Source organism: Marinomonas sp. AWM4_232 (assembly GCF_056158325.1).
In genome coordinates this window covers 684,951-699,482 of sequence record NZ_JBSWTA010000001.1, presented here as the reverse complement: position 1 = coordinate 699,482, position 14,532 = coordinate 684,951, and the positions used below count along the sequence as shown (strand labels likewise).

16 protein-coding genes are annotated in these 14,532 nt (G+C 44.8%); 9 read left to right on the top strand and 7 right to left on the bottom strand.

The window, feature by feature from the left end:
• Window positions 1–119 precede the first annotated feature (119 nt).
• From ACXAC1_RS03355 to ACXAC1_RS03345, 3 genes are all read left to right on the top strand, one after another.
• Window positions 120–1,322: a methyltransferase gene (locus ACXAC1_RS03355; RefSeq protein ID WP_475058739.1), complete on the top strand. Its 1,203-nt coding sequence runs from the start codon at window positions 120–122 to the stop codon at window positions 1,320–1,322.
• 193 nt (window positions 1,323–1,515) lie between these two features.
• On the top strand, window positions 1,516–1,710 hold the full coding sequence (locus tag ACXAC1_RS03350) for a hypothetical protein (RefSeq protein ID WP_475058737.1): 195 nt from the start codon (window positions 1,516–1,518) through the stop codon (window positions 1,708–1,710).
• 133 nt (window positions 1,711–1,843) lie between these two features.
• Window positions 1,844–1,990: a hypothetical protein gene (locus tag ACXAC1_RS03345; protein WP_475058734.1), complete on the top strand. Its 147-nt coding sequence runs from the start codon at window positions 1,844–1,846 to the stop codon at window positions 1,988–1,990.
• 268 nt (window positions 1,991–2,258) lie between these two features.
• Here ACXAC1_RS03345 and ACXAC1_RS03340 read toward each other — a convergent pair whose 3' ends face one another.
• The gene (locus ACXAC1_RS03340) at window positions 2,259–2,957 is read right to left on the bottom strand and encodes a pirin family protein (protein ID WP_475058731.1); all 699 of its coding nucleotides are present in this window, start codon (window positions 2,955–2,957) and stop codon (window positions 2,259–2,261) included.
• A gap of 123 nt (window positions 2,958–3,080) precedes the next feature.
• Here ACXAC1_RS03340 and ACXAC1_RS03335 point away from each other — a divergent pair, with 123 nt between their 5' ends.
• Window positions 3,081–4,007, top strand: coding sequence for an AEC family transporter (locus ACXAC1_RS03335; protein WP_475058728.1), 927 nt, complete (start codon window positions 3,081–3,083; stop codon window positions 4,005–4,007).
• A gap of 90 nt (window positions 4,008–4,097) precedes the next feature.
• On the opposite strand, the gene ACXAC1_RS03330 is transcribed toward ACXAC1_RS03335, so the two are convergent.
• Genes ACXAC1_RS03330 through ACXAC1_RS03310 form a run of 5 tightly spaced genes read right to left on the bottom strand, consistent with a single transcriptional unit; the run spans window position 4,098 to window position 8,288 of the window.
• A complete protein-coding gene (locus ACXAC1_RS03330; RefSeq protein WP_475058725.1) occupies window positions 4,098–5,144 on the bottom strand; it encodes a Gfo/Idh/MocA family protein in 1,047 nt (348 codons plus the stop codon).
• A gap of 41 nt (window positions 5,145–5,185) precedes the next feature.
• Window positions 5,186–5,848 carry a YceH family protein gene (locus ACXAC1_RS03325; protein ID WP_475058722.1) on the bottom strand — a complete coding sequence of 221 codons (663 nt, stop codon included), beginning with the start codon at window positions 5,846–5,848 and terminating at the stop codon, window positions 5,186–5,188.
• Window positions 5,849–5,857: 9 nt separating this feature from the next.
• Window positions 5,858–6,655: a sterol desaturase family protein gene (locus ACXAC1_RS03320; protein ID WP_475058721.1), complete on the bottom strand. Its 798-nt coding sequence runs from the start codon at window positions 6,653–6,655 to the stop codon at window positions 5,858–5,860.
• Between the two features lie 46 nt (window positions 6,656–6,701).
• A complete protein-coding gene (locus ACXAC1_RS03315) occupies window positions 6,702–7,091 on the bottom strand; it encodes a hypothetical protein (protein WP_475058718.1) in 390 nt (129 codons plus the stop codon).
• A 51-nt stretch (window positions 7,092–7,142) separates the two neighbouring features.
• Window positions 7,143–8,288 carry a MalY/PatB family protein gene (locus tag ACXAC1_RS03310; RefSeq protein ID WP_475058715.1) on the bottom strand — a complete coding sequence of 382 codons (1,146 nt, stop codon included), beginning with the start codon at window positions 8,286–8,288 and terminating at the stop codon, window positions 7,143–7,145.
• Between the two features lie 328 nt (window positions 8,289–8,616).
• Between ACXAC1_RS03310 and betI the strand changes: the two genes are divergently transcribed.
• The 5 genes from betI (at window position 8,617) to ACXAC1_RS03285 (ending at window position 13,078) form a co-directional block, all read left to right on the top strand.
• Complete coding sequence (gene betI / locus ACXAC1_RS03305) at window positions 8,617–9,198, top strand: transcriptional regulator BetI (RefSeq protein ID WP_475058712.1); 582 nt, start codon at window positions 8,617–8,619, stop codon at window positions 9,196–9,198.
• Window positions 9,199–9,307: 109 nt separating this feature from the next.
• Window positions 9,308–10,237: a choline ABC transporter substrate-binding protein gene (locus ACXAC1_RS03300; RefSeq protein WP_475058710.1), complete on the top strand. Its 930-nt coding sequence runs from the start codon at window positions 9,308–9,310 to the stop codon at window positions 10,235–10,237.
• An 83-nt stretch (window positions 10,238–10,320) separates the two neighbouring features.
• Entirely contained in the window at window positions 10,321–11,166 is an 846-nt protein-coding gene (choW, locus tag ACXAC1_RS03295) for a choline ABC transporter permease subunit (protein WP_475058708.1), read from the top strand.
• 3 nt (window positions 11,167–11,169) lie between these two features.
• Window positions 11,170–12,351: a choline ABC transporter ATP-binding protein gene (choV, locus tag ACXAC1_RS03290; protein ID WP_475058705.1), complete on the top strand. Its 1,182-nt coding sequence runs from the start codon at window positions 11,170–11,172 to the stop codon at window positions 12,349–12,351.
• Window positions 12,352–12,487: 136 nt separating this feature from the next.
• The gene (locus tag ACXAC1_RS03285; RefSeq protein ID WP_475058703.1) at window positions 12,488–13,078 is read left to right on the top strand and encodes a HutD/Ves family protein; all 591 of its coding nucleotides are present in this window, start codon (window positions 12,488–12,490) and stop codon (window positions 13,076–13,078) included.
• A 42-nt stretch (window positions 13,079–13,120) separates the two neighbouring features.
• On the opposite strand, the gene cpxA is transcribed toward ACXAC1_RS03285, so the two are convergent.
• Window positions 13,121–14,530, bottom strand: a complete 1,410-nt coding sequence (gene cpxA, locus ACXAC1_RS03280) for an envelope stress sensor histidine kinase CpxA (protein WP_475058701.1) — start codon at window positions 14,528–14,530, stop codon at window positions 13,121–13,123.
• Between the last annotated feature and the right edge of the window lie 2 nt (window positions 14,531–14,532).

Below are 14,532 nucleotides of genomic sequence, written 5' to 3'. Positions count from 1 at the left end.
TTTGGGTTCAGTTCACGTATTAAGTGGCCAAAAGGTTCTCTTATTCTGCCCGTTTGACGCTAAAATACAATTCAATCAAACGTGAATAATTACGAACTTTTAATAAACTGTACAAAAAATTGAACACTACAAAATACTTGCTCTCAGAAGAGGGTTATCAAAACCTATTTAGGCAATTAGATGCATGGTTGTTTGAGCATAAACGCCTGTGGGATGTACAGGCATTTCACTCATTAGAGCTGCCTTGGTTGCAGACAGATCCAGAGCTTTGTCAGTGGTTGTCTTGTCATGAGGGTATTCCTAGTTCTGATCAAGTAGAAGCTGCCTTGTTGCGGTTTCTACCCTCTTTTGCGCCTATGCAATGGAATTGGGGGGATTTTACACAGCCAGATGTCCTTGTCGAACCTTCTAGCCATTTCAAAGCCGGTATAAAAGGGCGCAAATGGTCGCAAATCGAAGCATTTAGCCGATCAATTCAGCCAATATCCGAAGTCGTTGAGTGGTGCGCAGGGAAAGGACACCTGGGTAAGCTGATTGCGTTTCAACATCACTGTTCTGTGCATAGTTTAGAGTGGCAAGCCAGCTTATGTGAAGCGGGGCAAGCGGAAGCAAGCAAGCGACAAATCTCGCAGCGTTTTAGTCATACCGATGTTTTAAAAGGTGAGGGCAAATCAGCGTTGTGTGATGCAAGCAGTGCGGTGGCGTTACATGCCTGTGGTGATTTACATAGCACCTTGATTGAGCAAGCCATTGAAGCGAGTGTGCAGTATTTGGCTATCTCTCCATGCTGTTACCACTTAACCAAGTCTTCAAACTATCGTCCTCTCTCACAAGTTGCTCAAGCTGCCTGTACACATCTTTCTCAAGACAATTTAAAACTGGCTGTTAAAGAGGTCGTGACGGCGGGGGCGCGTGAACAGCGTTTAAAAGATGTAGAGCTAGCGTACCGCTTAGGTTTTGATGCTTTGCAGCGACATGTTTTACAGCAGGATTCATATTTACCGGTGCCATCTTGTGGCAAAGCTTTGTTAAACGATGGATTTGCTGCATTTGTCGATTGGGCCTCTCAACAAAAGCACCTCTCTTTTAAGTTGTCCTCTGAAGCTTTGCAAGAATTTGAAAGCATAGGGTACCAACGAGTGATGCAGGTGCAGAAAGTGGAGAGTGTCATGCAGTATTTTCGTCGTTCACTTGAGCTTTGGTTGGTATTAGACCGAGCATTAAGATTGGAAGAGGCAGGTTATCAAACCTTGATAACTACGTTTTGTAATAAAGCGATCACTCCCAGAAATATACTGATAACTGCTAATCTTAGAGCCTAAAACATTGATGTTGAGTAAGTGTTTTAGCGCTGATTAGTAAATTTTGAGTCAGCTCAAATAAAAGTCATTATCATCCATTGCTTTCGCATCAAAACGGGCGCATTATGTTGCTATAAACAGCACCTGTTTGAGGCAATGTCATCGCCGCCCGAACTGCTTATCAAAATAGCTGTATGCGAAGGAACCTATCATCATGAAATACCTATACATGGCTGGCGTTTTAGCTGTCGCTCTTTTCGTTCTTATCACTCCAGATTCCGATAATGCCTTTGAGGCAAACCTTGAAAACTGCAATTCCGATAATCTTCGACAAATCACCGATGAACGCATGATGTGGCAATTGTCTGGTGAATGCCAAAAGGAAGGCATGTACGAATTAAATAGTTAATAACAACTATTTTTTACATTCCTTAGTAGAGGTTCTCGAAGAAGCTCTCTAATCTTATACACATAATAAATTAGCAGCGGATGCACTTTCAGTGGGCAAAGGAACGACCTTTACCGTATTCTGAGGTGTATGAGTGTTTAAAATAGGGCTTTGGTTGGGCTTGTTGTTGACTTCGTTGGTGACTCAAGCCGCCACAGACACAGTTCGTTTGCAGCTAACGCGACAGCATAGTTTTGAGTTTGCTGGTTATTATGCCGCGCAGCAGCTGGGCTATTATTAAGAGGTTGGTTTACAGGTAGAGTTGCTGCCTTTAAGGCTGGGACTATGCTATGAAACATCCCGAGGTGGTCATACAGTGGTTGATGTCTAACTATGATAGCAATCATGAACGAGACTATTTGGCTTATCAGGCACAAGAAATGTTTGGCCTGATACAGCCAACCTTAATTAGGGCAAGGTTACTTGTTTGCTAAGCCCTTACCCGTTGAAGACGCTGAAGCATTACTAGCGTCACAAATGATGGAAAAATAAATGCAGTGTTTCAGTGTCTAAATCAAGTCGAACAGTAGCGCTTTGACTTGCTCAGACTGCTTGGCAAATTTCAGTAATTCCAATTGTTCGATCTTTGCTCCGTCACCTTGACCAAGCTCGATATCATCGTTCAGTGTCAATTGGCCCTCGACAATGTGAACATAATAGCGACGGTCCTTTTGAATAGACCATTTAGCACTATCTTGTTGCTTTAATATTAGCTGTGTCAGAGACATGTCCTGTTTTATTTGCAAGGTGCCATCGCGACCATCTGGTGTAATGATGGAAGTGAAGCCTTCTGATTCACCAAAGCTTTTCTGCTGATAACCAGGCGAACCACCAACGCTGTTTGGTTGAATCCAAATTTGTAGAAACTTCAACGTATCAGTTCTCGATGCATTGAACTCGCTGTGGAATATGCCTTTACCGGCAGACATTAGTTGATATTCTCCAGCTGGCAGTTCGCGTACATTACCAGCACTGTCCTTGTGAGCAATCGTGCCTTGTGTTACCAAGCTGATGATCTCCATGTCTTTATGTCCATGGGTTTCAAAGCCCATGCTTGGAGATACCGTATCATCGTTAATGACGCGTAACGAAGAAAATCCCATATGTTTGGGATCATAATAATGACCAAATGAAAAAGTGTGGTGGCTGTCTAACCAACCAAAATTTGCATGGCCTCGTTCTTCTGCAGGTCGTATAGTAATCATCATAAACTCCTAATTGAGACTCGTATCGAGTGTATGAGATGAGTTTATATATCGAAAAAGTAAATTAAAAACGCAATATTTAGCAGTTTTTAATCAGTTTATCTGATCTTTATAAAGGGAATTACCATGTCATTGTTCATTGCCATTCTTCCAGTATTTCTACTGTTGATTATGGGGGCTTTGTTACAACGTTGGCGTTTCCCTTTTGAAGGCTTTTGGCAGGGCGTGGATAAACTGGTGTATTGGTGTCTGTTTCCGGCGCTACTGTTCTCCAAAACCAGTGTCATTGATTTCACCAATCCTATGTTAGGGCGCTATGGCATAGTATTAATCAGTGCATTGTTGATCACGGCTATTTTTACCTACATTGCTGCGCGATTAATCCATGTGCCTGCCCCGACCACTACATCTATGCTACAAGGTGCTGTGCGTTTTAATACCTTTATCACTCTGGCCTTGGCAGATCGTTTGTATGGTACCGAAGGACTTGTATTTGCCGCGTTGGGCGCAGCCGTGTTGATACCATCAGTGAATATCTTTCTGGTGGTGACCATGGTTACGATGCATGGGAAAAAACAACAATCCTTGGGGCGTCTGATTGTTAAAGAGTTATTGAGAAACCCTTTAATTTTAGCGATTGCTCTAGGGTTGGGGTTAAACGCAGCCAATTTGACGCCTATACCAATTGTTTCTGATATGACACAAATGCTTGCTCAGGCAACACTGCCGTTGGTGCTTTTAGCGGTTGGCGCGGGAGTAAAGCTCACCGCTATTCGCGCTGTCGGCGCTTCGTTTTGGTGGTCTGCAATGGGGCGGTTTGCTGTGTTCCCATGTTCGGTATTATTGGTTTGCTGGCTGCTGGAAATCCAAGGCTTAGCCGTATACGTCGCGTTGTTGTTTGGTGTGGTACCCACAGCAACGTCTGCTTATGCGTTAGCAAAGCAATTGGGGGGCGATGCGGACAATATGGCAGCATTCATCACTTTACAAACGGCAATGTCACTCGTGACCGTGCCATTTAGTATTGCATTAGCACAGTCCTGGTTAGGATAGGGATATTTAGAGTAGGTGTTAAATTAGCCAATGATTCGTTTTTGAGATTCATTGGCTAATTTAGTGTGTTCAGTCTAATTGGCTGAAAAGTTAGTGCTTGTGATGGCCATGCTCATGATGGTGATGTTCGATATCACAGTCGTGTCCGCAGGGCTCAGGTTCTCCTGGGTAGTAGACACCGATATCTTGGCGAACTTCATCCATCGTTGCTAACAAGTTAAGCGTGTCTTCCCAACTGTGATTTGGGCTTTGCAGTAGACCTTCTTGCAAACAGCGATTCACTTCTTCCACTTCGAATTGATAGCCAAGTCCTGGGAAGTCGAATTCAATGGCATGCTCGGCACCGCCATTTTTAACCAAGGTTAAGGTTTTGGTTTGATACCATTCTTGTCCAAACTCAATGTAACCGTCACTGCCAGACAGAACCGCTCTATTAGGTTGTTGTGAAATAATGGAGGCTTCTAGGCTGGCTAGCTGACCGCTTTCCCAACCTAATAGTAGTTGCTCGAATACATCCACATCAGTATCTCCAACGACGGCCTGATTCTGAATAAAATCCGGTTTGCCGAAGAACAGTTGTGCTAAAAAGATCGGGTAGATCCCCACATCGAGTAATGCACCACCGCCGAGATCTTTATTAAACAAACGGCCTTCTGACTGGCTTGTTGCATTAAAGCAGAAACTTGCTTGAACGCTTTGCAGTAGACCAATCTCACCTTCTTCGACCCATTCGATCGCTTGCTCCAATGCGGGATTAAAGCGTGTCCACATGGCCTCCATAACGAAAACTTCATGCTGTGCAGCAAGCTCGAAGAGCTCCTGAGCTTGTGCTTCGTTAAGTGTAAGCGGTTTTTCACACAGCACGTGCTTACCGGCTTTAATGCAGGCTTTGGTTAGCTCAAAGTGCAGACTATGGGGGACAGCAACGTAGATAACATCCACTTCATGACTGTTAATCAATGAGTAATAGTCAACCATCGACAGCTCAATGTCGTAGCGCTCTGCAAAGGCATCTGCTGCTTCTTTACTGCGTGAAGCCACGGCTCGTAAAGTGCCTGTTTTAGCGTGCGCAAAATCTGCAGCAAAGGCTTGAGCGATGGTACCTGTACCAATGATTCCCCAGCGTACTTCATTCATGGGAGTCTCCTAAGTGGAAGAAGGTGAGTGTTATGTCGCTATTATAGTTCAGCCTGGCCCTCTAGGGCAGCTAGTCGCTGTGTTAAGTCTGCAACGGTTTGCTCTAAATCGGCAATTCTTGATTCGAGGGAGACGGCACTGTCATGGTTTACTTGGGCATTATTAGAGATTTCTTCGCTGTCTAGGTTACTCTCTGTACAAAACAGTTCTTGGTAACGCGCCTCACGTTTACCTGGTTCTCTTGGTAATTGTTCCACAAACGGCCCACCTGTTTTTTGCTTTAGGGACTCTAGGTCTTGTTCTACTTCACCGATGCTTGCAAAAGCGTTTAAGCGACCACTCCGAGATCTTAGCTCACCGGGGGTTTGTGGTCCCCTTAGTAGCAGCATACAAACGATGGCGGTTTCGCCAGAGTTAAACTGCAAATCAGAAAATTCCGTATTACAGAAACGGTGTTGGTATTTTGGTACGCGGCTTCCAGAGTAGAACTCCTCAGTTACTAGGCTACGCGCAACCAATTGATCTAAGGTGTCCTGTACATCGACTTCACTATAATTCACCACCGGGTCGCGACTCGATTTTTGATTGCAAGCATTGGTCAGTGCGTTGACGCTTAATGGATAGTGATCCGGTGTCACGATAGATTTTTCAATCAGGCAACCTATTACTCGTGCTTCCATGGCTGTTAATGTGTAATACGACATTTATTTCTCCTATTTCGAGTGCCTTTTACGTTTGAGGGGGAATCTAAAAGGCATGTTGAGCAGTTCTTGAAAGCGTTCAGGGGCATAGTGCTGTGCTTGCGGCATGCCAATGTTGATCTGGTCATCCCCTAATTGCGCCTGTTTTCGATAGCTTGTGAAAAGACGGTCCCACACGCTTAAGCAAAAGCCGAAGTTACTATTGGCCTCATAATTGAAGCGCGAGTGATGGATACGATGCATTGCTGGCGTAACGATTATGTAGCGCAGTGCGGCGTCGATTCGAGAAGGTAGACGAACATTAGTGTGATTAAACATAGCCATGCCATTTAGCAAAATATCAAAGACTAAAATAGCCGCTGCAGAGATCCCAAATAACCAAACCGCCAGTGCTTTGATCAGCAGTGAAAGTAGTATTTCGAGTGGATGAAAGCGTACTGCTGAGGTGGTATCTAATTCTGGGTCACTGTGATGGACACGATGCAGTCTCCAGAACCATGGGATGGTGTGAAATAATCGATGCTGCCAGTAAACAAGTAGGTCTAATAAAATTAACGACGTGACCAAAGCCAATGTGGGTGGCAACACGGTAAGCGGTGCAAAGGGGGCGGCGGGTAGTAAGGCGACGCAGACCAAGATAATCGGTTGTACAATGCGAACGACTAAGGCATCAATTAAGAGTAAGCCAATATTATGGCGCCATCTTAGACGCCACGAGTGGAGTGGTTGTCGTGGTGACAGGTGTTGCCAACTAAGTAACACGACAACAAAAAATAAGAACAATAGTAGACGCAGTTGGTAGTCGATCATGCCGATCCATTTTTGCGAAGGATGACGCTAGTCTACACTACTTTTATTAGTGGAGTGCTTGATCTAGCTGATGTTTTCTTACCATATCGACTTTTAGTAAGGCTAAAAGTTCCACCAGTACATTTAGGTTTACACGATCGAGGCTGTCGATCAGTATGCAATGATCCCCCAAGTGAACGTTCTTTAGGCGATCATAGAAGCTTGAAATATCCAAGTCGCTTGCATGATATAGACTCAAATTTTGTTTGTGAGGTACCAATGCAAATGCCCAATCTTCTAAGAGATAAAACACGTTCACTCCTTTTTCGGGAATGATTTGAGCGGTGGGGGCGATAGCAAAGATAAGTTCTTTTAAGGTCGCAATATCGGTTGTGACATCTTGCTCAGGACTTGGGCTTAGTCCTTGTAATGCCACTTCTTTTAAGGTCGTCAACATAAACACCTCTGAAAATGTTACATGGCGTATGTTGACGACTTTTTGCAGGGGCTAAGACTCGGATTCCAAAGCAATCAATATACGATTCATGGCTTGTTCTAACTGCGAACGTGAACAACCAAAGTTTAGGCGAATAAATCCAGGTGCGCCAAATCCTGCGCCATCAGAAATACCGACACCCGCTTTGACAAAAAAGTCGTGGGGATTTTCAAGCCGATATGCTCGAACGTCGAGCCACGCGAGATACGTTGCTTCATGCTCAGCCATCTGCATAGATGTGCCTGCAATACGTTCTTGGATGTAGTGGAGGTTGCCTCGTAAATACTCTAACAATGACTCGTGCCAGCTTTGGCCACTCCGATAGGCGGCTTCTGCAGCCACTAGCGCCAATAAGTTAGGGGCGGGTATAAGGGCTTCCCTTGCTTGATTAAAGCGCTGTCGCAACTTGCTATTGGCAATAATGGCGAATGCATAACCTAAGCCAGCGATATTGAAGGTTTTAGAGGGGGCCATCAAGGTGATGGTGCGCTGGGCAGCGTCTTCATTCAGGCTAGCAAATGGAATGTGCCGAGCGACGTTAAGAATTAAGTCGCAGTGGATCTCATCTGACACCACTAAAAGATCATAACGTTTTGCAATGGCTTGGATGGCTGACAGTTCTTGTTGGGTATAAACCGTGGCGCCAGGGTTATGTGGATTACAAAGCAGAATCATCTTTGCATCCGCTTTATTACATGACTCTTCAAATGTTTTGAGATCTACAGACCATCTATTTCCTTTGAGTACAAAAGGAATTCTGTCCAACTTTCGATCAGACATCTCTGGTGCTTTTGTTAGATGGTAATACACAGGACTGGGCACAATGATTCGATCTTGTGCTTCAGTAAGGGCTCTGACAGCCAAATGCAGGGCACATACTAAACCTGGCAAATGGACAAAATGTGCAGCAGATGGCATCCAATCATAACGAGCCTGGCAATGACCTTGAATAGAGCTTACTAGTGACTTCGATGCGTAGGTGTAACCAAACACGCCTTCGTCGATACGTTGGGCCAAAGCGTCTTTAATGCACTGTGGGGAGTCGAAATCCATATCTGCCACCCACATAGGGATGACATCGCTAGGGTATTTTCCCCACTTATCACTGTTTTGATGACTTCTATCGATGATTTTATCGAAATCCCATGCCTGACTCATATACACTCCTAAGGAGGCAGATCAATACGCTAAAGCAGAGCAATATTGATATTGCCATACATTGTGAAATTGATGACACAAAAAATATTCAATATGACGCTTTTGGATAAATTGTGTGTTTTATGTGCAAATTTGATGTTACCCCTGATTGGGATCAAGGAAAAATTTCAAAATTAATTTTTTCACTGTAACGCTTTAGTCATCAAGCCTTCACCGTAATCTAACCGTTAGACGACAACTATTTAGAGCTATTAAGGGTTGACCACTCCCTGACATTCTGTCTACTATAGTTTTTATTAAATGGTTGTTTAATTAAAAAGGAATCCAAATGCCGAAAGTTGGAATGCCGGAAATTAGAAAGCCGCAACTTATTGATGCAACCATTTCAGCAATAGATGAACTCGGTTTTCCGGGGGCAACGGTCAGCGTTATCAGCAAACGAGCAGGTGTCTCACCCGCCATCATTAACCACTATTTTGGTGGCAAGGATGGGCTACTCGAAGAAACGATGCGCAGCCTGATAAAGGAATTTTTTGAAGTGTTACACGTCGAGCTGCAGTTGGCACGCTCCGGTGACACTTTTGATAGAGCAATGGCGATTGTGAAGGCCAGTATTAGCCAATCTCAAACACGTCCCCAAGTGGTTAAGGCGTGGATGGGGTTTTGGGCTTCGGCCATGCACAAGCCAGCGCTATTTAGATTACAGAACGTTTACTCACGCCGATTACAGAGTTGCTTGGTTGTGGTGTTCCGCGAACGCTTTGAAAAAGAGCGTGCGCGCGAGATAGCTTATACCGTCGCTGCTATGATTGATGGTATGTGGCTAAGAGGATCCTTGGCAGGAGGTATTGATAACCATCATGCTGCGGATCGTATTAATGATTATATTTCATTGGTGCTGACTCAATAATCACTTACTGAATGTAACTTATTAAATGTAATTTTAATGTGACAAAAGATTAATTTTTGAGATGAGTTACCATTAATTCTGACCATTGTATCCACAGGAGAAATAGACCATGTTGAAATTGAAACACGCTACACTTGCTATGTGCATCGCTGGCGCCTCATCGATGGCGGCGGCTGACTGTTCGACGGTTCGCTTTTCAGATGTAGGTTGGACGGATATCACCGCAACAACTGCTATTACCTCAACTGTATTAGAAGGTCTGGGTTACAGCACAAAAACTCAATTGCTTTCTGTACCAGTGACATACACTTCACTAGCGAACAACGATATCGATGTATTCTTAGGCAACTGGATGCCAACTATGGAAGCGGATATCGCACCTTACCTACAAGCTGGTACGGTAGAAGATCTTGGTCCAAACCTAACTGGAGCTAAGTATACTTTAGCTGTGAGCCAAGCTGCTTTTGATGGCGGAGTGAAGAGTTTTGCTGATATAGCCAAGTATGCCCGTGAGTTCAATGGTCGTATTTACGGTATCGAGCCTGGCAACGACGGCAACCGACTAATTCAAGACATGATTGACCAAAACGCATTTGGCCTAGGTGATTTCCAGTTAGTTGAGTCAAGTGAAGCGGGCATGTTGTCACAAGTAAGCCGTAATGCTCGTCGTGATAAGTGGATTGTTTTCTTGGGGTGGGAACCACACCCAATGAACGCGAACTTTGATATGGCCTACCTAGAAGGCGGCGATGACTTCTTTGGTCCAAATTACGGTGGCGCTAACGTTCACACTAACGTTCGCAAAGGCTACATCCAAGAATGTCCTAACGTAGGTAAACTGTTGACTAACTTAACGTTCTCTCTACAGATGGAGAACGAAGTAATGGGCGCAATTCTAGATGATGGTGAGAAGCCAGAAGTCGCGGCTCAAAAATGGCTGAAAGCCAACCCAGCCGTGCTAACAAAATGGCTTGACGGCGTGAAAAGTACTTCTGGAGCAGAAGGCTTGAGCGCAGTAAAAGGCTCTTTGGGTCTGTAATCAATTGTCATGATGATGAAACAAAAACACGCTGCTACTAAGCAGCGTGTTTATGACGATATGAGTTATTTGGAGACCCTTATATGAACTGGCTAACAGAGCACAAAATTCCACTTGGCGACACCATGGAAACCTTTGTCAATTGGTTAATTGACGTCGCAGCTTTTTTCTTTGATTTTATTTCTATCACTCTTGAAACCCTAATTTTTGCCATGGTGGATGGCCTAGAATGGATGAACCCATTCGCGGTCGTGGCACTGGTGTTAGCCTTTGTTTGGTGGTTGCATCGAAGTGTCGGTATGATGCTGTTTGTGGCAGCTTCTTTTCTATTGATCATGAACCTTGGTTACTGGCAAGAAACGGTCCAAACGCTAGTTTTGGTTGTGACGGCGACCATGATCAGTGTCTTGATCGGTGTGCCAATCGGTATTGCTGCAGCCCATCGTCCATGGTTGTACACCGTATTGCGCCCGATTTTAGACTTAATGCAAACGATCCCTACGTTTGTGTACCTTATCCCAACATTGATTCTATTTGGTCTAGGTTATGTACCTGGATTGATCTCGACCATTATCTTTGCCATTGCTGCACCGATTCGTCTAACTTATCTAGGTATCAGCAAAGTTCCGAATGAGCTTCGTGAAGCGGGTCTGGCTTTTGGCTGTACGAAATCGAAACTGCTTTACAAAGTTGAGCTGCCTGCCGCCATGCCAAGTATCATGGCGGGTGTGACACAATGTATCATGCTGTCTTTGTCTATGGTGGTAATCGCCGCACTGGTAGGTGCGGACGGTCTTGGTAAACCAGTAGTGCGTGCACTGAATACGGTAAACATTTCCCAAGGCTTCGAAGCGGGTGTTGCCATTGTCTTGGTAGCCATCATGCTAGATCGTATTTGTAAAACGCCAAACTCAAAAGCGGAGGGTTAATCCATGCCAATGGTTCAAATTGAAAATCTAGACATTGTCTTTGGTAACCAAAAGCTGGAGTCATTACGTTTATTGGATAAAGGCATGAGCCGTCCAGAGATTCTGGCCCGTACCGGTGATGTTGTGGGTGTCCAAGATGCCACCATCTCCATTGAAGAAGGCGAAATCTGTGTTCTGATGGGATTGTCAGGCTCAGGTAAGTCAACACTGCTACGTGCTATCAATGGACTCAACAAAGTTGCCCGAGGTCGCTGCTTGGTAAAAGATGGCGATCGCATGGTGGACATGGCGAAGTGTGACGAAGATACGCTACGCCATATGAGAACAAACCGAGTTTCAATGGTATTCCAAAGTTTTGCTTTAATGCCATGGATGACGGTGCTTGAGAACGTTGCCTTTGGTCTTGAAATGCAAGGCGTAGGTAAGAAAGAGCGTGAAGAGCGCGCAATTAAGCAACTTAAAATGGTAGGTCTTTATGATTGGCGTGACAAAAAACCAGACGAGCTGTCTGGTGGTATGCGCCAACGTGTGGGTCTTGCTCGTGCATTCGTGATGGATTCAGATATTCTGCTGATGGATGAGCCGTTCTCCGCACTGGACCCGTTGATTCGTTCTCAGCTACAGGATGAGTTAATTGAGTTGCAAAAATCTTTGAAGAAAACAATTGTGTTCGTAAGTCATGACTTGGATGAAGCACTCAAGATCGGCTCTAAAATTGCCATCATGGAGTCTGCACGCATTATCCAAGAAGACGTGCCAGAGCAAATCGTTTTGAACCCAGCCACAGAATACGTGGAAAAGTTTGTTGCACATACGAATCCGCTTAACGTATTACGTGGTAACGCTTTGATGACCCCTGTGGCTCAATTGGGCAAAATGGATAACCTGTACAAGCTGACAGATCATCTTTGGGCGGACCTACAAGATGGTAAATTAGAAAGTGCCAAGTTACATGGCGAGCCAGTAGCCATTGCCCGTTGGGAGCATGGTATGGACATCGCTGATCTACCGGAAAACTCTGTCGTTGTGGCGCCAGTGGACATTTCCATGCGTGATGCAGTGGAAATCCGCTACCAGACGAAGTTGTCGATTCTGTTAGAAGAAAACGGCAAGTGTGTTGGCGTGTTATCGGACCACGATTTTTATCATGCATTGCTTGGTAAGCACTTCAGTCGCGCTTCATAAGAAAATAGCATTTCTTCTATTAAAGCCTCTAGCATAGATTTGCTAGGGGCTTTTTAATGCTCAATTCCTTTCTTGTATATACAACTATGAGTTTAAAGTGTTTAATCACTTATACACTTAATTAAGTAGGGACCCTATGAATCGATTTACGCAGATTAAGTCATCCGATACTTTCAAACGCATGCCATGGAAAAATGGCTTAGGAGAAACATTAGAGATTGAGCGCTTTGACGATGCTAAAGGTTTAGCCTTTCGCATCAGCCAAGCGGCCGTTGTCGAGGACGGCGAGTTCTCGGATTTCTCCGGTTTACATCGAACTCTGGTATTGATATCGGGTGCGGGGATGACATTGACGCACTCTGATAGCGAGCAACATGAACTTGTTCGCCTATTAGATATGACCAAGTTTGCTGGTGGTGAGGTGACCCAAGCCAAGCTTCATCACGGTGCCATTGAAGACTTAAATATCATGGTTCGTGAAGATGACTTCCTCGCGGAAGTCAGTGCCCTGTTGCCTTTTAGCGAACATCACTGGCAGACTTCAGAGAACATTACCTATGTTGGCATTTATGCGGTGAGTCAATGTTCGTTCCGCTGCTTGATGACTAATACCGAACAAACTCTTGAGGCGGGCGTCATGCTTAAGTTGGATAGCTCTGAGAATTTCGATCTTAGCTGGCTAACAGGGCAAGCTGTTTTGATTAAAGTCCTCGCCAACGCCCGATAATAGAGCGTCGACGCATCATATTTTACCTGGTTTTGCCCACTTTTAGTGCTTTGCTTGAAGTGGTAGGTGAATTTCAATCATTAGCCCTCCAAGAGAGCTTTTGCCAGCGCGAATAGAGCCGCTGTGTTGGCGAATTGCGCTTTCGGTGATGGATAATCCTAGTCCGGTGCCGCCACTGTGAGAATCACGTGCTGTGGAAACACGATAAAACGGGCGGAAAATGGCTTCCAGTTCGTCTTCCGGTACTCCTTCACCATCATCTTCTACTCGAATACTGATTTGGTTTGCTTCCTCTTTCATAGACACTTCGATGCATGAGTGCCCGTAATAGATGGCATTGCGAACAATATTTTCCAATGCGCTCATTAGCAGTGGCGGGTAGCAAGACAGTGAACGATTAGGAATATCCGAAAAAGACAGTTGTTTGCCTACTTGTTCTGCTTCGTATTGTGTGTCTTGTAATAAGGTTTCCCAGAGGCTTTGCAAAGGCTGTATTTCACGCTTGTTGTGGCTGTCTACCTGCATGCGAGACAAATCTAACAAGTTGCTAATCATTGCTTCTAGGCGCTGAGTTTCGGTTTCTATACGAATGAGCTCCGGACTTTTGCCTTGTTTACGTTGCGCTAGTGAGTTTGCCATACCTAAACGTGTCAATGGTGAGCGCAGTTCGTGAGAGATATCGGACAGTAAACGCTGCTGGCGCAGAATCATTTGGTTTACAGCCTCTACCATCTGGTTAAAGCTTGCACCGGCTTGGCTAAATTCACTGGTTCCTTTTTCCAGTTCCGGATCAATCGAGAACTCACCACGAGCTACCCGTTGTGCTGCTTTTTCAAGACGTCGAGCGGGTTGACTGAGAGCCCAAGCTAGCCATAACAGTAATGGTGTACTGATCAACATAGTGGCCAGCAGTAACTGAAAAGGGTGATCGAATAGTTGTATCAAAAAGCTGGGTGGTCGGTTCCATTTAACACTCAAGTAAAATAGATAGTCATTGCCAGCAAGGCGGATAGGCACTGGCCCAGCAAACATGAACTTGCCGTATAGACGCTGTTTCGGGGTGTCGGTGTTATCGATATTAGTAACGAAGTTCCTCAAAGCCCTAACGTTTGAATAGCGCTTGTCGTGTGCCGTAATCAGGTTGCCATCTTGGTCTGTGATAAAGATCTCAACATCATTGTCTCCACCTCGATGATCGCCCCTACGCTCTTGGCTGCTGGCACTACGATATAAATCGGCAATGATAGATTGAATGTCCTTATGTCCTGCAAAGTGACTTTGAATCTTATTTCGCGCTGATAGTAAGCGATCATAATGAGGTTCAGGGATATCGGTCACTTTGCGCGGATCAAAGTGTTGTAATGACAGAACGGCCATCAAGACCAAAAACATGGTGAACCAGAAGATCGCAAAAATACGACCATAGAGACTGGTGATTTTGGGAAAGCGCACGT